Origin of the sequence: Noviherbaspirillum soli (assembly GCF_015352955.1) — a bacterium.
Taxonomy (GTDB): domain Bacteria; phylum Pseudomonadota; class Gammaproteobacteria; order Burkholderiales; family Burkholderiaceae_D; genus Noviherbaspirillum_A; species Noviherbaspirillum_A soli.
This window is the reverse complement of the sequence record NZ_JACYOX010000017.1, coordinates 13661-31747: the sequence shown is the minus strand read 5'-3', so window position 1 is coordinate 31747 and position 18087 is coordinate 13661. Positions and strand designations below refer to the sequence as shown.

The window sequence follows — 18087 nt, the reverse complement described above, 5'->3', positions numbered from 1 at the left end:
TCAATAACGTTAATTAACCTTGGCGCTGCTTGTGACGCGGTTCGATGCAGATAACACGAACAACGCCTTTGCGCTTGATGATCTTACAGTTGCGGCAGATCCGCTTGACTGATGCGAGCACTTTCATTTTTGCCCTCTCTCTTCCAGTTTCTTGGTTCGTTTGAATTACTTGGTACGGAACACGATACGTGCACGACTCAAATCATAAGGCGTCAATTCCACTGTCACCTTGTCACCCGGGAGGATGCGTATATAGTTCATCCGCATCTTTCCGGAAATATGTCCCAACACCACATGCCCGTTTTCCAACTTCACTCTAAACGTGGCATTCGGCAGATTCTCCAGAATCTCGCCCTGCATCTGAATAACGTCGTCTTTTGCCATGCGATCTGTTGTCAGCCCTGGGCGCTTCAGCGCGTCGGGATGCCGCCCTTGAAATTAGCCTTGCGAAGCAACGAATCATACTGCTGCGACATGACGTAGTTCTGTACCTGCGCCATGAAGTCCATCGTCACCACCACGATAATCAGCAGCGACGTTCCACCGAAGTAGAACGGCACCTTCCAGCGCGCCACCAGGAATTCAGGCAACAGGCACACCAGGGTGATGTACACGGCGCCAGCCAGGGTCAAACGCATCAGGATGCGATCGATGTAACGCGCAGTCTGCTCACCTGGACGAATGCCCGGCACGAAGGCGCCGCTCTTCTTCAGGTTGTCCGCGGTCTCCTTGCTGTTGAATACCAGAGCGGTATAGAAGAAGCAGAAGAACACGATCGCAGTTGCATACAGCAGCGCATGAATCGGCTCGCCCGGCGCCAGCGAGGCAGACAGGTCCTTCAGGAAGCGCACGAACGGGTTCGTGGTCTCGCCTGTGGTGAACCAGCTGGTCAACGTTGCCGGAAACAGGATGATCGACGATGCAAAGATCGGCGGAATCACGCCAGCCATATTCAGTTTCAGCGGCAGATGGCTGCTCTGGCCGCCGTAAATCTTGTTGCCGACCTGGCGCTTGGCGTAGTTCACCAGGATCTTGCGCTGACCGCGTTCAATGAACACGACCAGGAAGGTCACTGCAGCGACGATGATGCAGATCAGGATTGCAGAGATTGCACTCATCGAACCGGTGCGAACCAGCTCAAACAAACCACCCAGCGCGCTCGGCAGACCTGCTGCGATGCCCGCGAAGATGATGATCGAAATACCGTTACCAAGGCCGCGCTCCGTGATCTGCTCGCCAAGCCACATCAGGAACATGGTGCCTGTGATCAGCGTGACAACCGTCGTGAAGCGGAATGCATAGCCGGGATCGATGACCAGACCCGCTTGCCCTTCCAACGCAACCGCAATGCCCAGCGCCTGGAAGGTGCCCAGCACCAAGGTGCCGTAACGGGTGTATTGCGTGATCTTGCGCCGTCCGGACTCGCCTTCCTTCTTGATGGCTTCCAGCTGCGGAGACACCACGGTGAGCAACTGCATGATGATGGACGCCGAGATGTACGGCATGATTCCGAGCGCAAAGATCGTAAAGCGCGACAGCGCTCCGCCCGAGAACATGTTGAACATCCCCAGAATACCGCCCTGGTTCTGCTTGAACAGCTGCGCCAACTGGGTCGGGTCAATGCCCGGCACCGGAATGTGCGCGCCAATGCGGTATACCACCAGGGCCGCAAGCAGGAACCACAAACGATTCCACGGAAACCCGCTTGCTGCACCCTTGGCTAGTTGAGGAGTAGTCGCCAATTGGTACTCCGATCAGGATGCCGATTTAAGCAACCGAGCCGCCAGCGGCTTCGATTGCGGCTTTGGCGCCCTTGGTTGCAATCAGACCCTTCAGGCTGACTTTCTTGGTCAGTTCGCCGGAAGCGATCACGCGAACCACGCGCGCCATTTCGGAAACCACACCAGCTTGCTTGAGTGCCAGCAGATCGACTTCACCGACCGGCAGCTTTTCCAGATCGGAAAGGCGCACTTCGGCTTTGTACGGGGTTGCCAGCGACTTGAAGCCACGCTTCGGCAGACGACGCTGCAGAGGCATCTGACCGCCTTCGAAGCCGACCTTGTGGAAGCCGCCCGAACGGGACTTCTGACCCTTGTGACCGCGACCTGCGGTCTTGCCCAGACCCGAGCCGATGCCGCGGCCGACACGACGCTTTGCGTGCTTGGCGCCATCTGCCGGTTGAATGTTGTTCAGTTCCATGCTTTGCTCCGTGCGCAAGCCCGAGGGCTTACGACACCACTTTCACGAGATACGAAACCTTGTTGATCATGCCGCGCACTGCCGGCGTGTCTTCAAGTTCACGAACGGAATTAATACCGCGCAGGCCCAGGCCGCGAACGGTGGCGCGATGCGACTCACGCGTGCCGATCAGGCCCTTGACCAGTTGCACTTTGATAGTGTTTGCCATGTCGTTCACCTTAGCCCAGGATTTCTTCGACGGACTTGCCGCGCTTGGCAGCGATTTCCGACGGGGTATTCATCTTCGACAGACCGTTCAGCGTGGCGCGAACCATGTTGTAGGGGTTGGTCGAACCGTTGGACTTGGCCACCACGTTCGTTACGCCCATCACTTCAAAGATTGCGCGCATCGGGCCGCCGGCGATCACGCCGGTACCGTCTTTCGCCGGCGACATCAGAACCGAGGAAGCGCCATGCTTGCCGGTCACGGTGTGCTGCAGCGTGCCGTTCTTCAAGGTGACCTTGATCATCTTGCGACGGGCTTCTTCCATCGCCTTCTGCACAGCCACTGGCACTTCCTTCGACTTGCCCTTGCCCATGCCGATACGGCCATCGCCGTCGCCTACCACTGCCAGCGCTGCGAAACCCATGATACGGCCGCCCTTGACCACTTTGGTCACACGGTTGACCGCGATCATTTTCTCGCGCATGCCGTCATCCGGCTTGTCGCTTTGCATCTTCGATTGCATCTTTGCCATATCGATTCTTCCTTAGAACTTCAGACCGGCTTCGCGAGCGGCTTCTGCCACTGCCTTGACACGGCCGTGATAACGGAAACCGGAGCGGTCGAATGCAACTTCGGCGATACCGGCTTGCAGGGCCTTCTCGGCCACGCGCTTGCCTACCAGAGCCGCAGCAGCGGTGTTGCCGCCCTTGCCCGACTCGCCAGCCAGCTGCTGGCGCACTTCGGCTTCCAGCGTGGAAGCCGATGCCAGGATTTTGGCGTCCGGACCAATGACCTGCGCATAGATATGCGAGTTGGTACGGTGCACTGCCAGGCGATTTACTTTCAGCTCGGCGATTTTCGCGCGAGTCTGACGTCCGCGACGCAGACGTGATTGTTTCTTGTCCATCGTCAGCCCCTGTTACTTCTTCTTGGTTTCTTTAATCACTACGCGCTCATCTGCGTAGCGAACGCCCTTGCCTTTGTAAGGCTCGGGAGGACGGTATGCGCGCACTTCGGCAGCGACCTGACCAACGCGCTGCTTGTCAGCGCCCTTGATCACGATTTCGGTCGGTGTCGCAGCGGTTGCAGTCACGCCTTCCGGCATCTGGTGCACGACCGGATGCGAGAAACCCAGCGACAGGTTCAGGCTGTTGCCCTGAACTTGGGCACGGTAGCCCACGCCAACCAGGTTCAGCTTGCGCTCGAAACCCTTGGTGACGCCAACAACCATGTTGTTGACCAGCGCGCGCAGCGTGCCGGACATCGCGTTGGCTTCGCGGCTTTCGTTGGCTGCTTCGAAATTCAGCGTGCCATTGTCGTTGGTGATGCGAACCAGGTTGCCCTTGAGCTCCTGGGTCAGCGTGCCCAGCGGGCCCTTGACGGTGATCTGATCTGCGGCGATGGTCGCTTCCGCGCCCTGCGGCAGTGCTATCGGCATTTTACCTACACGAGACATGTTTCTTCTCCTTAGGCCACGTAGCAAATGATTTCGCCACCGACACCGGTTGCGCGCGCTTTGCGGTCCGTCATGACGCCCTTGGGGGTCGACACGATGGCAACACCGAGGCCGTTCATGACGCTAGGGATATCATCCTTGCCCTTGTAGATACGCAGGCCAGGGCGGGATACCCGCTGCAGGCGCTCGATAACCGGGGCGCCGGCGTAATATTTCAAACCGATTTTCAGTTCTGCTTTGCCGTCTGCTTCTGCGACAGCAAAATCCTCAATGTAACCCTCGTCCTTCAGGACGTTGGCAATAGCAACCTTGACTTTGGACGACGGCATTACGACCGTGGTCTTCTTCACGCCTTGCGCATTGCGAATACGGGTCAGCATATCGGCGATAGGATCGCTCATACTCATTGCTTGTTCTCCTATTACCAGCTGGCTTTGGTCATGCCCGGGATTTCGCCACGCATGGCGATTTCGCGGAGCTTCGTGCGGGCGAGCCCGAACTTACGGAAGGTGCCACGTGGACGACCGGTGAGTGCGCAACGATTACGTTGGCGGGTCGGAGCCGAGTTACGTGGCAGCGCCTGCAATTTCAGGCGCGCTTCGTAGCGCTCTTCTTCCGACTTCGATTGGTCGTCAATGATTGCCTTCAGTTCAGCGCGCTTGCCGGCATATTTCGCCACCAGGTCGGCACGCTTCTTTTCACGGTTAATCAGTGAGAGTTTTGCCATGGCAACCTCAGTTTCTGAACGGGAATTTAAATGCGGCGAGAAGCGCTTTTGCTTCGTCGTCGGTCTTCGCAGTCGTGGTGATGCTGATGTTCATGCCACGCAGTGCGTCAATCTTGTCGTACTCGATCTCGGGGAAGATGATCTGCTCTTTCACACCGATGTTGTAGTTGCCACGACCGTCGAATGCACGACCGGACACGCCACGGAAGTCACGCACGCGCGGCAGCGCGACGGTGATGAAGCGGTCCAGGAATTCATACATGCGGGCGCCGCGCAGGGTCACCATGCAACCGATCGGGTAGCCTTCGCGGATCTTGAAACCTGCGATTGCCTTGCGAGCCTTGGTTACCACTGGCTTCTGACCAGCGATCTTGGTCAGGTCGCCGACGGCGTGCTCGATGATCTTCTTGTCAGCCACGGCTTCGGACAGACCCATGTTCAGGGTGATCTTCAGCAAACGCGGCACTTCCATCGGCGACTTGTAACCGAACTTCTCGGTCAGCTCGCCAACGACTCTTTCTTTATACTGCTGCTGGAAACGTGCCATGATCTTTATGCCTTAACGACTTCGCCATTGGACTTGAAGGTGCGGACTTTCTTGCCATCCACAACCTTGGAGCCCGCGCGATCTGCCTTGCCCGACGCTGCGTTGAACAACGCGACGTTGGACACGTGAATTGGCATCAGCTTGTCGACGATGCCGCCAGTGGTACCCGCCATCGGGTTCGGCTTGGTCGCCTTCTTGGCAACGTTTACGCCTTCCACAATAACGTAATCTGCGCTGACGCGCTGCGCGACGGTGCCGCGCTTGCCTTTGTCTTTACCGGTCAGGACGATGACTTCGTCGCCTTTTCGAATGTTGCTCATGTCGACTCCTTACAGAACTTCTGGTGCGAGGGAGACGATTTTCATGAAGCGCTCAGTGCGCAGCTCACGTGTAACCGGTCCAAAAATACGCGTACCAATCGGCTCCAGCTTTGCATTCAGCAACACCGCGGCGTTGCCATCGAACTTCACCAACGAGCCGTCCTGACGACGCACGCCTTTGGCGGTACGAACGACGACTGCGTTGTAGATCTCACCCTTTTTGACGCGACCACGGGGCGTGGCTTCCTTGACGGTGACCTTGATGATGTCGCCGATGCTTGCATAGCGGCGCTTGGAACCACCCAGGACCTTGATGCACAAAACTTCGCGCGCGCCGGTATTGTCGGCTACTTCGAGCCGGCTTTCAGTTTGAATCATGATATTTTCTTTCCCAACTTTACCCGTTCATCCGCACAATGCGAACTTCACGGTCAGTCTTGGTCCCGTCAGCACTCTTTAAGCAAAAGGGCGCCGATTAGGTGGACGATTTCCAAAACTACTTGCTGTTCAATGCTACTGCAGAAAAGCGATTTCCCCGGGTAGAAAATCATTACCCGGGGAAGCCAAGCATTATGTCAGCTTGTCGCTGAATCTGCAATACCCAATTACACGATTTGTGCTGCTTGTACCACGCGGGTGACAGTCCAGGACTTGGTCTTGGAAATCGGACGACCTTCCTGGATTTCAACGACATCACCTGCCTTGACCTGGTTCGATTCGTCGTGCGCGTGATATTTCTTCGAACGCTCGATGATCTTGCCGTACAGCGGGTGCTTCATTTGGCGCTTGATCAGCACCGTGACGCTTTTGTCCATCTTGTCAGAGACGACTTCGCCGATCAGCGTCCGCTTGGGAGTTTGTTTAACTTGGTCGTTCATTTGGTGGCGCCTTTCTGCTGGTTCAGTACCGTCTTGACACGTGCAATGTCGCGACGCACTTTCTTCAGCTGCGAAGTATTGTTCAGCTGCTGCGTTGCGATCTGCATGCGCAGGCTGAACTGTGCCTTCAGCAGGTCGGTCAGTTCCTTGTTCAGGGCTGCCGTGTCTTTTCCGAGGAGTTCAGATGCTTTCATATGTCACTCCGATTATTGGCCAACCTGGCGGACAACGAAAGTCGTCATCAGCGGCAGTTTGGCTGCGGCCAGGCGGAATGCCTCGCGCGCCAGGGATTCATCCACACCGTCCATCTCATACAGGACTTTGCCCGGCTGGATTTCGGCGACGTAGTATTCCGGGTTACCTTTACCGTTACCCATACGAACTTCAGCCGGCTTGTTGGAAATCGGCTTGTCTGGGAAAACACGGATCCAGATCCGGCCGCCACGCTTGATGTGACGGGTCATGGCACGACGCGCTGCTTCGATCTGGCGTGCGGTGATGCGGCCGCGACCGACGGCCTTCAGGCCGAATTCACCGAACGACACGGCGGTGCCGCGCTCGTGAGAAATGCCCTTGTTGCGGCCTTTCTGCTCTTTACGATATTTTCTGCGTGCTGGTTGCAGCATGTTTATTCTCCTGCCTTGGTAGCGCGTACACGCTTGGCTGCGCCCGGAGCGCCAGGAGCAGCAGGCGCTGCTGCCTGACCTTCAGGACGGCGGCCGCGTGCCGGAGGACGTCCGGAGCCTGGCTTGCCATCATCGCGACGCGGACCGCGGCGCTTCTTGTCTTCATCGGCCGGCGTCTCGATGGTCGGAGCTTCGCCGCTTGCCAGGCGATCGCCCTTGTAGACCCACACCTTGATACCGATGATGCCGTAGGTGGTTTCCGCTTCGCCGAAGCCGTAGTCGATGTCAGCGCGCAGGGTGTGCAGGGGCACACGACCTTCGCGATACCACTCGGTACGGGCGATCTCGATGCCGTTCAGACGACCGGACGACATGATCTTGATGCCCTGGGCGCCCAGACGCATTGCGTTCTGCATCGCGCGCTTCATTGCGCGGCGGAACATGATGCGCTTCTCGAGCTGCTGGGCGATCGAATCGGCGATCAGCTGCGCGTCGGTTTCCGGCTTGCGGATTTCCTCGATGTTGACGTGCACGGGCACGCCCATCATCTTGGTCAGCGCCGACTTCAGCACTTCGATGTCTTCACCCTTCTTGCCGATGACAACGCCAGGACGCGAGCTGAAAATCGTGATGCGGGCGTTCTTGGCAGGACGCTCGATGACGATGCGGCCGACGGATGCGTTCTTCAGCTTCTTCTTCAGGTAAGCGCGCACTTTCAGGTCTTCGCCGAGCATGCTGGCGAAGTTGCTGTTGCCGGCGTACCAGCGCGAGCCCCAGTTGCGGCTCACTGCAAGACGGAAACCGGTTGGATGTATCTTCTGTCCCATCGCGACTCCTTAGTTACCGACAGTCACGAAAATGTGACAGGATTGTTTAGAGATACGATCGCCACGGCCTTTTGCACGTGCGGTGAAGCGCTTCAGTACAGACGCTTTCTCGACGTAGATGGTCGTAACTTTCAGCTCGTCGATATCCGCGCCATCATTGTGCTCGGCGTTCGCAATGGCGGACTCCAGAACCTTCTTGATGATCACAGCGCCCTTCTTTGGGCTGAACTGCAGGATATTGAGAGCCTGATCAACTTTTTTGCCGCGGATCAGATCGGCGACGAGGCGGCCTTTTTGGGCCGACAGGCGCACGCCACGGAGGATAGCTTTAGTTTCCATATCGGACCTATTTCTTAGCCTTCTTGTCAGCCGCATGGCCCTTGAACGTACGGGTCAGTGCGAATTCGCCGAGCTTGTGACCGACCATGTTCTCGGAAACGTACACCGGCACGTGCTGCTTGCCGTTGTGAACCGCAATGGTCAGACCGATGAAGTCCGGCATGATGGTCGAACGACGGGACCAGGTCTTGATGGGCTTCTTGTCCTTGGTCGCCTGGGCAGTCTCGACTTTTTTCACCAGGTGGGCGTCGCAAAACGGCCCTTTTTTCAATGAACGTGTCATGGTTTATCCTTATTTCTTGCCGCGGCGAGAGACGATCATCGAAGTCGTGCGCTTGTTGCGACGCGTCTTCTTGCCCTTGGTCTGTTGACCCCATGGCGATACCGGATGACGACCAGCTGCAGTACGGCCTTCACCACCACCGTGCGGGTGATCGATCGGGTTCATGACCACGCCACGAACCGTCGGGCGGACACCGCGCCAGCGCATTGCACCCGCCTTACCGATCTTGCGCAGGTTGTGCTCGCCGTTGCCGACTTCGCCAACCGTTGCGCGGCACTCGATGTGCACGCGGCGCACTTCACCGGAACGCAGGCGAACCTGAGCGTAGGTGCCTTCGCGCGCCATCAGCACGACGCCGGCGCCGGCGGTACGCGCCATCTGCGCACCCTTGCCTGGCAGCATTTCGACGCAATGCATCGTGGTGCCGACCGGGATGTTACGCAGCGGCAGGCAGTTGCCCGACTTGATCGGCGCCTCGGAACCGTTCATCACGGTGTCGCCAACGGACATGCCCTTGGTAGCGATGATGTACTTGCGCTCGCCGTCGGCGTAGCACAACAGTGCGATATGCGCACTGCGGTTCGGATCGTATTCAATACGCTCGACCTTCGCCGGGATGCCGTCCTTGTTGCGACGGAAATCAACCACGCGATAGTGCTGCTTGTGACCACCACCGATATGACGGGTGGTGATGTGACCGTTGTTGTTGCGACCAGCGGTCTTGGACTTCTTTTCGACCAAGGCGGCAAACGGACGACCCTTGTACAGGTCGGGCGTTACCACCTTGACCATACCGCGCCGTGCCGGCGAGGTTGGTTTCATTTTAACGAGAGCCATTATTTAGCCTCCTCGGTGAAATTGATTTCCTGACCGGGCTTGAGGCTGACGAAGGCGCGGCGGGTATGGTTGCGGCGGCCCATGAAACGGCCTGCGCGCTTTTGCTTGCCTGCGCGGTTTGCAACCTGAACCGATTCCACTTCGACCTTGAACAGCATCTCGACGGCGGCTTTGATCTCGAGCTTGTTGGCGTCAGGCGTGACCAGAAAAACGACTTGCTCGTTCTTCTCGGCGACGAAGGTGGCCTTCTCGGAAATAACCGGGGCCAGCAGTACCTTCAGCAGGCGCTCTTCGCTGTGTTTAACGTTGTTCATGCCAGCATCTCCTCAATCTTGGCCAGTGCGGCCTTGGTGATCAGGATCTTCTTGTAATGAACCAGCGACACCGGATCGGCGTGGCGCGGCTCGCAAACCAGCACATGCGGCAGGTTGCGCGATGCCAGCAGCAGGTTTTCATCAAGGTTGTCAGTGATCACCAGCACGGAGTCCAGCCCCATGCCCTTCAGCTTCTGCGCCAGCAGCTTGGTCTTGGGCGCATCGACCGACAGGTCTTCAATAATGGACAAACGGTCTTCACGGGCCAGCTGGGACAGGATCGAGCAGATACCTGCGCGATACATCTTCTTGTTGACCTTGTGGGTGAAGTTTTCTTCCGGCGAATTCGGGAAAATCCGGCCGCCTCCGCGCCACAGCGGCGAGGACGACATACCGGCACGGGCGCGGCCCGTACCCTTTTGACGCCACGGCTTCTTGGTGGTGTGCTTGACTTCTTCGCGATCCTTCTGCTTGCGGTTGCCGCTGCGGGCGTTGGCTTGATAAGCCACCACGATCTGATGAATCAGCGCTTCGTTGTAGTCGCGACCGAAAATGGTGTCCGGCGCAGCAACGTTCGATGCAGCCTGACCCTGGTCGTTCAGGAGCTTGAGTTCCATCGTTTATGCTCCCTTCTTAGCTTTGACTTTGACAGCCGGGAAAACCACGACCTGGCCGTTCTTGGCGCCAGGAACGGCACCCTTGACCAGCAACAGCTGGCGCTCGGCGTCGATACGTGCGATTTCGAGGTTCTGGGTCGTCACGGTGACGTCACCCATGTGACCGGTCATGCGCTTACCCGGGAAAACACGACCCGGATCCTGCGCCATACCGATCGAACCCGGCACATTGTGCGAACGGGAGTTACCGTGGGTTGCACGGCCCGACGAGAAGTTGTAGCGCTTGATGGTACCGGCGTAGCCCTTACCGATGGAGGTGCCCTGCACGTCCACTTTCTGGCCCACTTCGAACAGGCTGACAGGAACGACGTCGCCAACCTTCAGTTCGGCGATACGTTCTGCGCTGACGCGGAATTCCTTCAGGATGGTGCCAGCTTCGACGCCTGCCTTTGCGTAGTGACCGGCTGCTGCCTTGTTCACACGCGAAGCGCGACGCTGACCGAATGCGACCTGAACAGCGGTATAGCCGTCTGTTTCAGGCGTTTTGATTTGAGTCACACGGTTGTTGGACACGTCCAGCACGGTAACGGGAATGGTATCCCCGTCATCCGTGAAGATGCGCATCATGCCAACCTTGCGACCAACCAGGCCTTGGCCTTGATCTTGGTTCATTTTTTCTCCATTCCCACCTGCGATTGGGTGGGGCTGATGTTTGTACTACTTGGCTACCGACGCCGCAAAAAACGACGCCGGCCTTAAACTAAGCCGGCAATTATAGCGCGGGACTTTGCTCCATACAACAGAAAGTTGATGAAGTCAAAGCCCCGCGAGACAAAAAAACGACTTATTGCAGCTTGATTTCGACGTCGACGCCAGCCGGCAGGTCGAGTTTCATCAGAGCGTCAACGGTTTTGTCGGTCGGATCGACGATGTCCATCAGACGAACGTGGGTACGGATCTCGAACTGGTCGCGCGAGGTCTTGTTGACGTGCGGGGAACGCAGCACGTCGTAGCGCTGGATGCGGGTCGGCAGGGGAACCGGGCCCTTGACGACGGCGCCGGTACGCTTGGCGGTGTCAACGATTTCCAGTGCGGACTGGTCGATCAGGCGATAGTCGAATGCCTTCAGGCGGATGCGGATTTTCTGGTTCAGCTTGGTAACTGGGGTCGACATGGGAATTATCCTTAAAAGAGCGAGCCGCGGACGGCTCGGCGTCCGCGGTGATGTTTAGTCAAATGACTTTTATGTACTGCAATTAGTCCATGATTTTTGCAACGACGCCGGCGCCGACGGTACGGCCACCTTCGCGGATTGCAAAACGCAGACCTTCTTCCATTGCGATCGGGTTGATCAGCATCACGGTGATCGACACGTTGTCGCCAGGCATGACCATTTCCTTGTCCTTCGGCAGCTCGATCGAACCGGTCACGTCCGTGGTACGGAAGTAGAACTGCGGACGGTAGTTGTTGAAGAACGGGGTGTGACGGCCGCCCTCGTCTTTCGACAGAACGTAGATCTCGCCGGTGAAGTGCTTGTGCGGCTTGATCGAACCCGGCTTGGCCAACACCTGGCCACGCTCGACGTCTTCACGCTTGGTGCCGCGCAGCAGCACGCCAACGTTGTCGCCGGCCTGACCCTGATCCAGCAGCTTGCGGAACATTTCCACGCCCGTGCAGGTGGTCTTCTGGGTGTCGCGAATGCCAACGATTTCGATCTCTTCGCCAACCTTGACGATGCCGCGCTCGACGCGACCGGTCACCACCGTGCCGCGACCCGAGATCGAGAACACGTCTTCCACCGGCAGCAGGAACGCGCCGTCAACGGCACGGTCCGGCGTCGGGATGTAGCTGTCCAGCGCATCGGCCAGCGCCATGATCGACTGCTCGCCCAGCGGACCCTTGTCGCCTTCCAGCGCCAGCTTGGCCGAACCCTTGATGATGGGCAGGTCGTCGCCAGGGAACTCGTACTTCGACAGCAGCTCGCGCACTTCCATTTCCACCAGTTCCAGCAGCTCTTCGTCGTCGACCATGTCGCACTTGTTCAGGTAGACGATGATGTACGGAACGCCAACCTGACGCGCCAGCAGGATGTGCTCGCGGGTCTGCGGCATCGGGCCGTCGGCGGCGGAGCACACCAGGATCGCGCCGTCCATCTGGGCGGCGCCGGTGATCATGTTCTTCACATAGTCGGCGTGGCCCGGGCAGTCAACGTGCGCGTAGTGGCGGTTCTGGGTTTCGTATTCGACGTGAGCGGTGTTGATGGTGATGCCGCGTGCCTTCTCTTCCGGCGCTGCGTCGATCTCGTCGTATTTCTTTGCTTCGCCGCCGAACTTGGCCGACAGAACCGTTGCGATTGCCGCGGTCAGCGTGGTCTTGCCATGGTCGACGTGGCCGATGGTGCCCACATTCACGTGCGGTTTGGTCCGCTCGAATTTACTCTTTGCCATTTGATTCTTCCTTCAAAAAGAACGATGTCTGTGACTGCAAAATTCCGGCCCCGTTCTATCGGGGCCGGAAAGCGGGTATTACTTGCTCTTGGCGCTGATGATTGCCTCGGTGACATTCTTCGGCGCTTCGGCGTAGTGCTTGAATTCCATCGTGTAGGTTGCACGACCCTGGGTTGCCGAACGCAGCGTGGTCGAGTAGCCAAACATTTCCGACAGAGGCACTTCAGCCTTGATGATCTTGCCGCCACCGCCGGCGATTTCATCCATGCCCTGCACCATGCCGCGGCGGGACGACAGGTCGCCCATCACGGTACCGGCGTAGTCTTCCGGCGTTTCCACTTCCACGGCCATCATCGGCTCGAGGATGACCGGGCTGGCCTTGCGGCAAGCTTCCTTGAATGCCATCGAACCGGCCATGCGGAATGCATTTTCGTTCGAGTCAACGTCATGGTAGGAACCGAAGGTCAGCGTGACTTTCACGTCAACCACCGGGTAGCCGGCCATCACGCCGTTGTTCAGCGATTCGCGGACACCCTTTTCAACTGCGGGGATGAATTCACGGGGAATCACGCCGCCCTTGATGGCGTCGATGAATTCGAAGCCCTTGCCCTGCTCCTGCGGCTCGACCGTCACGACCGCGTGGCCATACTGGCCGCGACCACCGGACTGCTTGACGAACTTGCCTTCCACGTCGGAAACCGACTTGCGGATGGTTTCGCGGTAGGCAACCTGCGGCTTGCCGACGGTCGCTTCGACGTTGAACTCACGACGCATACGGTCGACGATGATCTCCAGGTGCAGCTCGCCCATACCACCGATGATGGTCTGGCCCGACTCTTCGTCGGTGCGCACGCGGAACGACGGATCTTCCTGTGCCAGGCGGTTCAGCGCCAGGCCCATTTTTTCCTGGTCGGCCTTGGTCTTCGGCTCGACAGCCTGAGAAATCACCGGCTCCGGGAACACCATGCGCTCCAGGGTAATCACGGATGCCGGATCGCACAGGGTTTCGCCGGTGGTTGCATCCTTCAGGCCGACTGCGGCGGCGATGTCGCCGGCGCGGACTTCCTTGATCTCTTCACGCTGGTTGGCGTGCATCTGCAGAATACGACCCAGGCGCTCCTTCTTGTTCTTCACCGGGTTGAATACGGTGTCGCCCGACTTGATGGTGCCCGAGTAGACGCGGAAGAAGATCAGCTGGCCGACGAACGGGTCGGTCATGATCTTGAATGCCAGCGCCGAGAACTTCTCGTCGTCTTCCGCCTTGCGGGTGACCGGCTCGTCGTTTTCGTCCAGGCCGGAAACCGGCGGGATGTCCACTGGCGACGGCAGGTATTCGATCACGCCGTCGAGCATGGCCTGCACGCCCTTGTTCTTGAACGCGGTGCCGCACATCATCGGCACGATTTCGCCGGCGATGGTGCGCTGGCGCAGCGCGCTCTTGATCTCGGCTTCGGTCAGTTCGCCTTCCTCGAGATACTTGTTCATCAACTCTTCGGTCGCTTCGGCAGCGGCTTCGACCATCTTTTCGCGCCACTCGTTGGCCTGGTCAACCAGGTCGGTCGGGATGTCGCGGTATTCGAACTTCATGCCCTGCGAAGCGTCGTCCCAGTAGATGGCCTTCATCTTGACGAGGTCGACCACGCCCTGGAAGTTCTCTTCCGCGCCGATGGGGATCTGCAGCGGGATCGGGTTTGCCTTCAGGCGAGCGCGCATCTGGTCGTAGACCTTGAAGAAGTTCGCGCCGGTACGGTCCATCTTGTTGACGAATGCCAGGCGGGGCACCTTGTACTTGTTGGCCTGGCGCCATACGGTTTCCGACTGCGGCTGCACACCGCCGACTGCGCAATAAACCATGCAGGCGCCGTCGAGCACGCGCATCGAGCGCTCGACTTCGATGGTGAAGTCAACGTGGCCCGGGGTGTCGATGATGTTGATGTGGTGCTCTGGGAAGTTGTTGCCCATGCCCTTCCAGAAGCAGGTGGTTGCTGCGGAAGTAATGGTGATGCCGCGTTCCTGCTCCTGCTCCATCCAGTCCATGGTCGCTGCGCCGTCATGCACTTCGCCAATCTTGTGATTGACGCCGGTGTAGTACAGCACGCGTTCGGTGGTGGTCGTCTTGCCTGCGTCGATGTGAGCGGAAATGCCGATGTTGCGGTAACGCTCAATGGGGGTCTTGCGAGCCATGATTGATCCTAAATCGTTTAATGAACAAAACCGGGCGCCATTAATTCAGTGAAAACTCATTGAAAAATGTGCCCGGCCTCGTACAGATTGCAGAGATGGAAACCCGCTGCGCGCAGCGCGGCTGCGGGCTCTCCCTATTCTTAGAAGCGGAAGTGCGAGAACGCCTTGTTCGCTTCAGCCATGCGATGGACTTCATCGCGCTTCTTCATCGCGCCGCCACGGCCTTCGGCGGCTTCCATCAGTTCGCCACCCAGACGCTGCGGCATCGATTTTTCGCTGCGCTTCTTGGCAGCTTCGCGCAGCCAGCGCATGGACAGCGCGGCGCGACGGACCGGACGCACTTCAACCGGCACCTGATAGTTGGCACCGCCAACGCGACGGGACTTGACTTCGACCATCGGCTTGCAGTTGGACAGAGCGGCGGAGAACACTTCCAGCGGGTCCTTGCCCGACTTGCTCTGGATGTATTCGAAAGCGCCGTAGATGATGTTTTCGGCAACCGACTTCTTGCCCGACAGCATCAGGGTGTTGACGAACTTGGCGACATCAACATTGCCGAATTTCGGATCCGGCAGGATTTCCCGTTTGGGTACTTCACGACGACGTGGCATTTCAATTCCTTTCGATCTTCAGTTGAGCTGCAGCGCGATCTTTGCTGCCCGCCCGCGGCCAGCCATGCAGACTGACCACTTACTCGACCCATTGGGGGCCGATACCTGTTCCACCGGCTCGCGGCGGAAATTCGATTACTTCTTGCCAGCCTTGGCGCGCTTGGCGCCGTACTTCGAGCGGGCCTGCTTACGGTCCTTGACGCCCTGGGTATCCAGTGCACCGCGCACCATGTGGTAACGCACACCCGGCAAGTCCTTCACACGGCCGCCGCGCAGCAGCACGACGCTGTGTTCCTGCAGGTTGTGGCCTTCACCGCCGATGTACGAAATGACTTCGAAACCGTTGGTCAGACGCACCTTGGCGACCTTACGCAGCGCCGAGTTCGGCTTCTTCGGGGTCGTGGTGTACACGCGGGTGCAGACGCCGCGCTTTTGCGGGCTGTTTTCCAGCGCCGGCGATTTGCTCTTCACCGCGGCGGAAACGCGCGGGTGGCGAATCAGTTGATTGATGGTTGGCATCGTTTCAAATCCAACAAAATTACTGCATTAAAGACACAAACCCGAATACCTGACGGGTTCGGGGACGAAAACTTGGGAAACTTGCGCATGGACAGGACGTTCATGACGCTTTCGATTCAGCTGCAGGGCATAAAGCGTGCCGTGGGCGGGATGTTGCGGACCAAAGAGCGCTTAAGCCGGGAAAGCTTAAATTCGAGAACTCGCGAGTATATGCTTGTCAAGAGCATGGGTCAACTGTTCTTTGAACGGCCTTGTGCGTGAATCCCACGGCAGTGCGGAAGAAAACGAAGTTGCTTTACGGGATAATGGCGGACCTTTCTTTTGCTTCGCGCCATGCGCATTCCATTAAGCCCTTCCTCGCGTCTCATTCTGGCCAGCTACCTGTTGCTGTCGGCATTGCCATTGCTGCCGGCGCTGCTCGGCCGGCCACCGGCAGCGCCCGCGCCGGTGCTGGGAGGAACATTGCTGGGCTGGCTGGCGGTCTGGGCCCTGTTCGGCCGCCCTGTGTTTTTTCATCTGCTGCTGCTTCCCGCGTTTCTCGCGCTGCCGGTGGAAGTCTATCTGCAGCTGTATTTTGGGCAGGGCATCTCGAGTCACCACCTTGGCGTGATCGCGGAAACGGGGCCGATGGAGGCGCTGGAATTCGTCGGTAGTGGCCTGTGGCTGCTGGTTGCGCTGCTGTTGCTGGTGTGCGGCTGGTTCATGCTGGTCTGGCGTGCAACACTGCGTAACCATGAACTGGACTGGCGCGGCACCTCGCGGCTGATCGTGCTGGGGGCATTCTGCGTGGGCGCGGCCGTCTGGGTTTACGGCGGGGCGGCAGTCTCAGGCTCCAGCCCGGCGCTGCGTCAGGCATCGGCGCCGGAACACGAAAAATTGCCCGCATGGGCGCGGATATCGGTGAACGTTCCCCTACTGGCGAGCAGTTGGCCCTACGGGCTGGGTTTTCAGGCCTATGCATTCTGGCGGGAGCGGCGTTACCTGAATCAGCTGGCCGTGCGCAGCAATGCATTCCGGTTTCATGCCCGTCAGGACACCGAGGGCAAGTCGCCGCAGGTGGTGGTCATGGTGCTGGGAGAGTCGTCCCGCGCGGATCGCTGGAGCCTGAACGGCTATGCCCGCCGCACCAATCCCCTGCTTGAACTCGAAGGCAATCTGGTGAGCTTCAGCGACCTGATCACCCCAGTATCGGCGACACGTTTGTCGGTGCCGGTCATCCTGTCGCGCAAGCCGGCGATGCAGAGCCTGCGCGCCGGGTTTTCCGAAAAATCCTTTCTTTCGGCTTACAAGGAGACGGGCTACAAGACATTCTGGCTTTCCAACCAGATGTCGTTCGGGGAATTCGATACGCCGGTATCGGTATTTGCCAAGGAGGCGGACGTCACCCGCTTTTTCAACCTGGGCGGATTCAGGAACGACTCCAGCCACGACGAGGTGCTGCTTGCGCCGCTGGCGCAGGCCATGCGCGATCCTGCCGAAAAGAAGCTGATCGTATTGCATACGCTGGGCAGCCACTGGAATTACAGCCAGCGCTATCCGCGCCAGTTCGATCGCTTCCGGCCTTCGCTGTTCGGCGTGGACAAGCCGGCCTACACCGATCTGAAACTAAAGGCTGAAATCAACAACAGCTATGACAATGCGATCCTCTATACCGACTGGCTGCTTGCGCAGGTCATCGCGCAATTGAAGGCAGCGCCAGTCATGACGGCGATGATGTATGTCGCCGACCACGGACAAACCCTATATGACGGCAGCTGCAAGCTGGCTTTCCATGGCCACAACACCCAGTTCGAGTTTCATGTGCCGGGGCTGGCATGGTATTCGGACTCGTATGGCGCGGCCTATCCGGACAAGGTGGCGCAGTTGCGTCGGCACAGGGGCACGCCGCTGTCGACCGAGAACGTGTTCCATTCGCTGCTGGACATGGCCGGCATACACTATCCGGATGAAAAACCGGGCATGAGCGTTTTCAGCAGGCGACTGGAAAGTCATGTTCGCTACGTTGACAGTTATGGCTGGACCAATTACGACGACGCCGATTTCAAGGGCGACTGCAGGGAAGTCATCGGTCGGAAGACGCCGTTACCACGGGATCGTTAGGCCATTGCGCCGCTGAAATCGGCGAACCCCGACCGGCATAAAAAAACCCCG

General features: G+C 58.5%; 29 protein-coding genes. 1 reads left to right on the top strand and 28 read right to left on the bottom strand.

Translation table 11 applies throughout. The features are described from left to right. Positions 1-13: 13 nt before the first annotated feature. From rpmJ to rpsL, 28 genes are all read right to left on the bottom strand, one after another. Positions 14-127, bottom strand: a complete 114-nt coding sequence (rpmJ, locus tag IGW04_RS13615) for a 50S ribosomal protein L36 (protein ID WP_012081231.1) — start codon at positions 125-127, stop codon at positions 14-16. 38 nt (positions 128-165) lie between these two features. Then, entirely contained in the window at positions 166-384 is a 219-nt protein-coding gene (gene infA / locus IGW04_RS13610) for a translation initiation factor IF-1 (RefSeq protein ID WP_005663428.1), read from the bottom strand. 26 nt (positions 385-410) lie between these two features. After that, positions 411-1742: a preprotein translocase subunit SecY gene (secY, locus tag IGW04_RS13605; protein ID WP_194713626.1), complete on the bottom strand. Its 1332-nt coding sequence runs from the start codon at positions 1740-1742 to the stop codon at positions 411-413. 25 nt (positions 1743-1767) lie between these two features. Next, positions 1768-2199, bottom strand: a complete 432-nt coding sequence (gene rplO, locus IGW04_RS13600; protein ID WP_194713625.1) for a 50S ribosomal protein L15 — start codon at positions 2197-2199, stop codon at positions 1768-1770. A gap of 28 nt (positions 2200-2227) precedes the next feature. Beyond that, complete coding sequence (rpmD, locus tag IGW04_RS13595; RefSeq protein ID WP_217346529.1) at positions 2228-2407, bottom strand: 50S ribosomal protein L30; 180 nt, start codon at positions 2405-2407, stop codon at positions 2228-2230. 10 nt (positions 2408-2417) lie between these two features. Next, a complete protein-coding gene (rpsE, locus tag IGW04_RS13590; RefSeq protein ID WP_194713623.1) occupies positions 2418-2936 on the bottom strand; it encodes a 30S ribosomal protein S5 in 519 nt (172 codons plus the stop codon). A 12-nt stretch (positions 2937-2948) separates the two neighbouring features. Next, on the bottom strand, positions 2949-3311 hold the full coding sequence (gene rplR / locus IGW04_RS13585; RefSeq protein ID WP_194713622.1) for a 50S ribosomal protein L18: 363 nt from the start codon (positions 3309-3311) through the stop codon (positions 2949-2951). Between the two features lie 12 nt (positions 3312-3323). Next, a complete protein-coding gene (rplF, locus tag IGW04_RS13580; RefSeq protein WP_194713621.1) occupies positions 3324-3860 on the bottom strand; it encodes a 50S ribosomal protein L6 in 537 nt (178 codons plus the stop codon). An 11-nt stretch (positions 3861-3871) separates the two neighbouring features. Further along, positions 3872-4267, bottom strand: coding sequence for a 30S ribosomal protein S8 (rpsH, locus tag IGW04_RS13575; protein WP_194713620.1), 396 nt, complete (start codon positions 4265-4267; stop codon positions 3872-3874). Positions 4268-4281: 14 nt separating this feature from the next. Then, the gene (rpsN, locus tag IGW04_RS13570; RefSeq protein WP_194713619.1) at positions 4282-4587 is read right to left on the bottom strand and encodes a 30S ribosomal protein S14; all 306 of its coding nucleotides are present in this window, start codon (positions 4585-4587) and stop codon (positions 4282-4284) included. Between the two features lie 7 nt (positions 4588-4594). After that, complete coding sequence (rplE, locus tag IGW04_RS13565) at positions 4595-5134, bottom strand: 50S ribosomal protein L5 (RefSeq protein ID WP_194713618.1); 540 nt, start codon at positions 5132-5134, stop codon at positions 4595-4597. 5 nt (positions 5135-5139) lie between these two features. Continuing rightward, positions 5140-5454: a 50S ribosomal protein L24 gene (rplX, locus tag IGW04_RS13560; protein WP_194713617.1), complete on the bottom strand. Its 315-nt coding sequence runs from the start codon at positions 5452-5454 to the stop codon at positions 5140-5142. Between the two features lie 9 nt (positions 5455-5463). Beyond that, the gene (gene rplN / locus IGW04_RS13555; protein ID WP_194713616.1) at positions 5464-5832 is read right to left on the bottom strand and encodes a 50S ribosomal protein L14; all 369 of its coding nucleotides are present in this window, start codon (positions 5830-5832) and stop codon (positions 5464-5466) included. Positions 5833-6059: 227 nt separating this feature from the next. Continuing rightward, on the bottom strand, positions 6060-6332 hold the full coding sequence (gene rpsQ / locus IGW04_RS13550) for a 30S ribosomal protein S17 (RefSeq protein WP_194713615.1): 273 nt from the start codon (positions 6330-6332) through the stop codon (positions 6060-6062). Beyond that, positions 6329-6526, bottom strand: a complete 198-nt coding sequence (rpmC, locus tag IGW04_RS13545) for a 50S ribosomal protein L29 (RefSeq protein WP_194713614.1) — start codon at positions 6524-6526, stop codon at positions 6329-6331. The genes rpsQ and rpmC overlap by 4 nt, the downstream gene beginning before the upstream one ends. 12 nt (positions 6527-6538) lie before the next feature. Then, complete coding sequence (rplP, locus tag IGW04_RS13540) at positions 6539-6958, bottom strand: 50S ribosomal protein L16 (protein WP_194713613.1); 420 nt, start codon at positions 6956-6958, stop codon at positions 6539-6541. A 2-nt stretch (positions 6959-6960) separates the two neighbouring features. After that, positions 6961-7785, bottom strand: coding sequence for a 30S ribosomal protein S3 (gene rpsC, locus IGW04_RS13535; RefSeq protein ID WP_194713612.1), 825 nt, complete (start codon positions 7783-7785; stop codon positions 6961-6963). 9 nt (positions 7786-7794) lie between these two features. Further along, on the bottom strand, positions 7795-8124 hold the full coding sequence (gene rplV / locus IGW04_RS13530; protein ID WP_194713611.1) for a 50S ribosomal protein L22: 330 nt from the start codon (positions 8122-8124) through the stop codon (positions 7795-7797). A 7-nt stretch (positions 8125-8131) separates the two neighbouring features. Continuing rightward, complete coding sequence (gene rpsS / locus IGW04_RS13525; RefSeq protein WP_050461705.1) at positions 8132-8407, bottom strand: 30S ribosomal protein S19; 276 nt, start codon at positions 8405-8407, stop codon at positions 8132-8134. A 9-nt stretch (positions 8408-8416) separates the two neighbouring features. Then, entirely contained in the window at positions 8417-9244 is an 828-nt protein-coding gene (gene rplB / locus IGW04_RS13520) for a 50S ribosomal protein L2 (RefSeq protein ID WP_194713610.1), read from the bottom strand. After that, positions 9244-9558 (bottom strand): 50S ribosomal protein L23, encoded by a 315-nt coding sequence (gene rplW / locus IGW04_RS13515; protein WP_194713609.1) that lies wholly within the window; start codon positions 9556-9558, stop codon positions 9244-9246. Before rplW ends, rplB begins: the two co-directional genes overlap by 1 nt. Further along, positions 9555-10175: a 50S ribosomal protein L4 gene (rplD, locus tag IGW04_RS13510; RefSeq protein WP_194713608.1), complete on the bottom strand. Its 621-nt coding sequence runs from the start codon at positions 10173-10175 to the stop codon at positions 9555-9557. Before rplD ends, rplW begins: the two co-directional genes overlap by 4 nt. Positions 10176-10178: 3 nt before the next feature. Next, positions 10179-10847, bottom strand: coding sequence for a 50S ribosomal protein L3 (gene rplC, locus IGW04_RS13505; RefSeq protein WP_194713607.1), 669 nt, complete (start codon positions 10845-10847; stop codon positions 10179-10181). 172 nt (positions 10848-11019) lie between these two features. Beyond that, complete coding sequence (rpsJ, locus tag IGW04_RS13500; protein WP_194713606.1) at positions 11020-11349, bottom strand: 30S ribosomal protein S10; 330 nt, start codon at positions 11347-11349, stop codon at positions 11020-11022. Between the two features lie 82 nt (positions 11350-11431). Continuing rightward, complete coding sequence (gene tuf, locus IGW04_RS13495) at positions 11432-12622, bottom strand: elongation factor Tu (RefSeq protein ID WP_194713605.1); 1191 nt, start codon at positions 12620-12622, stop codon at positions 11432-11434. A 78-nt stretch (positions 12623-12700) separates the two neighbouring features. Continuing rightward, positions 12701-14806 (bottom strand): elongation factor G, encoded by a 2106-nt coding sequence (fusA, locus tag IGW04_RS13490; protein WP_194713604.1) that lies wholly within the window; start codon positions 14804-14806, stop codon positions 12701-12703. A 140-nt stretch (positions 14807-14946) separates the two neighbouring features. Beyond that, positions 14947-15417 carry a 30S ribosomal protein S7 gene (gene rpsG, locus IGW04_RS13485; RefSeq protein ID WP_194713603.1) on the bottom strand — a complete coding sequence of 157 codons (471 nt, stop codon included), beginning with the start codon at positions 15415-15417 and terminating at the stop codon, positions 14947-14949. Between the two features lie 135 nt (positions 15418-15552). After that, positions 15553-15936 carry a 30S ribosomal protein S12 gene (gene rpsL / locus IGW04_RS13480; RefSeq protein ID WP_194713602.1) on the bottom strand — a complete coding sequence of 128 codons (384 nt, stop codon included), beginning with the start codon at positions 15934-15936 and terminating at the stop codon, positions 15553-15555. A 333-nt stretch (positions 15937-16269) separates the two neighbouring features. On the opposite strand from rpsL, the gene IGW04_RS13475 reads away from it, so the two are divergent. Further along, complete coding sequence (locus IGW04_RS13475; protein ID WP_194713601.1) at positions 16270-18036, top strand: phosphoethanolamine transferase; 1767 nt, start codon at positions 16270-16272, stop codon at positions 18034-18036. Positions 18037-18087: the final 51 nt, after the last annotated feature.

Bases quoted from the DNA above. Each gene is read 5' to 3' on its own strand.
- rpmJ (WP_012081231.1), bottom strand. From the start codon at position 127: ATGAAAGTGCTCGCATCAGTCAAGCGGATCTGCCGCAACTGTAAGATC.
- infA (WP_005663428.1), bottom strand. From the start codon at position 384: ATGGCAAAAGACGACGTTATTCAGATGCAGGGCGAGATTCTGGAGAAT.
- rplO (WP_194713625.1), bottom strand. From the start codon at position 2,199: ATGGAACTGAACAACATTCAACCGGCAGATGGCGCCAAGCACGCAAAG.
- rpmD (WP_217346529.1), bottom strand. From the start codon at position 2,407: ATGGCAAACACTATCAAAGTGCAACTGGTCAAGGGCCTGATCGGCACG.
- rpsE (WP_194713623.1), bottom strand. From the start codon at position 2,936: ATGGCAAAGATGCAATCGAAGATGCAAAGCGACAAGCCGGATGACGGC.
- rplR (WP_194713622.1), bottom strand. From the start codon at position 3,311: ATGGACAAGAAACAATCACGTCTGCGTCGCGGACGTCAGACTCGCGCG.
- rplF (WP_194713621.1), bottom strand. From the start codon at position 3,860: ATGTCTCGTGTAGGTAAAATGCCGATAGCACTGCCGCAGGGCGCGGAA.
- rpsH (WP_194713620.1), bottom strand. From the start codon at position 4,267: ATGAGTATGAGCGATCCTATCGCCGATATGCTGACCCGTATTCGCAAT.
- rpsN (WP_194713619.1), bottom strand. From the start codon at position 4,587: ATGGCAAAACTCTCACTGATTAACCGTGAAAAGAAGCGTGCCGACCTG.
- rplE (WP_194713618.1), bottom strand. From the start codon at position 5,134: ATGGCACGTTTCCAGCAGCAGTATAAAGAAAGAGTCGTTGGCGAGCTG.
- rplX (WP_194713617.1), bottom strand. From the start codon at position 5,454: ATGAGCAACATTCGAAAAGGCGACGAAGTCATCGTCCTGACCGGTAAA.
- rplN (WP_194713616.1), bottom strand. From the start codon at position 5,832: ATGATTCAAACTGAAAGCCGGCTCGAAGTAGCCGACAATACCGGCGCG.
- rpsQ (WP_194713615.1), bottom strand. From the start codon at position 6,332: ATGAACGACCAAGTTAAACAAACTCCCAAGCGGACGCTGATCGGCGAA.
- rpmC (WP_194713614.1), bottom strand. From the start codon at position 6,526: ATGAAAGCATCTGAACTCCTCGGAAAAGACACGGCAGCCCTGAACAAG.
- rplP (WP_194713613.1), bottom strand. From the start codon at position 6,958: ATGCTGCAACCAGCACGCAGAAAATATCGTAAAGAGCAGAAAGGCCGC.
- rpsC (WP_194713612.1), bottom strand. From the start codon at position 7,785: ATGGGACAGAAGATACATCCAACCGGTTTCCGTCTTGCAGTGAGCCGC.
- rplV (WP_194713611.1), bottom strand. From the start codon at position 8,124: ATGGAAACTAAAGCTATCCTCCGTGGCGTGCGCCTGTCGGCCCAAAAA.
- rpsS (WP_050461705.1), bottom strand. From the start codon at position 8,407: ATGACACGTTCATTGAAAAAAGGGCCGTTTTGCGACGCCCACCTGGTG.
- rplB (WP_194713610.1), bottom strand. From the start codon at position 9,244: ATGGCTCTCGTTAAAATGAAACCAACCTCGCCGGCACGGCGCGGTATG.
- rplW (WP_194713609.1), bottom strand. From the start codon at position 9,558: ATGAACAACGTTAAACACAGCGAAGAGCGCCTGCTGAAGGTACTGCTG.
- rplD (WP_194713608.1), bottom strand. From the start codon at position 10,175: ATGGAACTCAAGCTCCTGAACGACCAGGGTCAGGCTGCATCGAACGTT.
- rplC (WP_194713607.1), bottom strand. From the start codon at position 10,847: ATGAACCAAGATCAAGGCCAAGGCCTGGTTGGTCGCAAGGTTGGCATG.
- rpsJ (WP_194713606.1), bottom strand. From the start codon at position 11,349: ATGTCGACCCCAGTTACCAAGCTGAACCAGAAAATCCGCATCCGCCTG.
- tuf (WP_194713605.1), bottom strand. From the start codon at position 12,622: ATGGCAAAGAGTAAATTCGAGCGGACCAAACCGCACGTGAATGTGGGC.
- fusA (WP_194713604.1), bottom strand. From the start codon at position 14,806: ATGGCTCGCAAGACCCCCATTGAGCGTTACCGCAACATCGGCATTTCC.
- rpsG (WP_194713603.1), bottom strand. From the start codon at position 15,417: ATGCCACGTCGTCGTGAAGTACCCAAACGGGAAATCCTGCCGGATCCG.
- rpsL (WP_194713602.1), bottom strand. From the start codon at position 15,936: ATGCCAACCATCAATCAACTGATTCGCCACCCGCGCGTTTCCGCCGCG.
- IGW04_RS13475 (WP_194713601.1), top strand. From the start codon at position 16,270: ATGCGCATTCCATTAAGCCCTTCCTCGCGTCTCATTCTGGCCAGCTAC.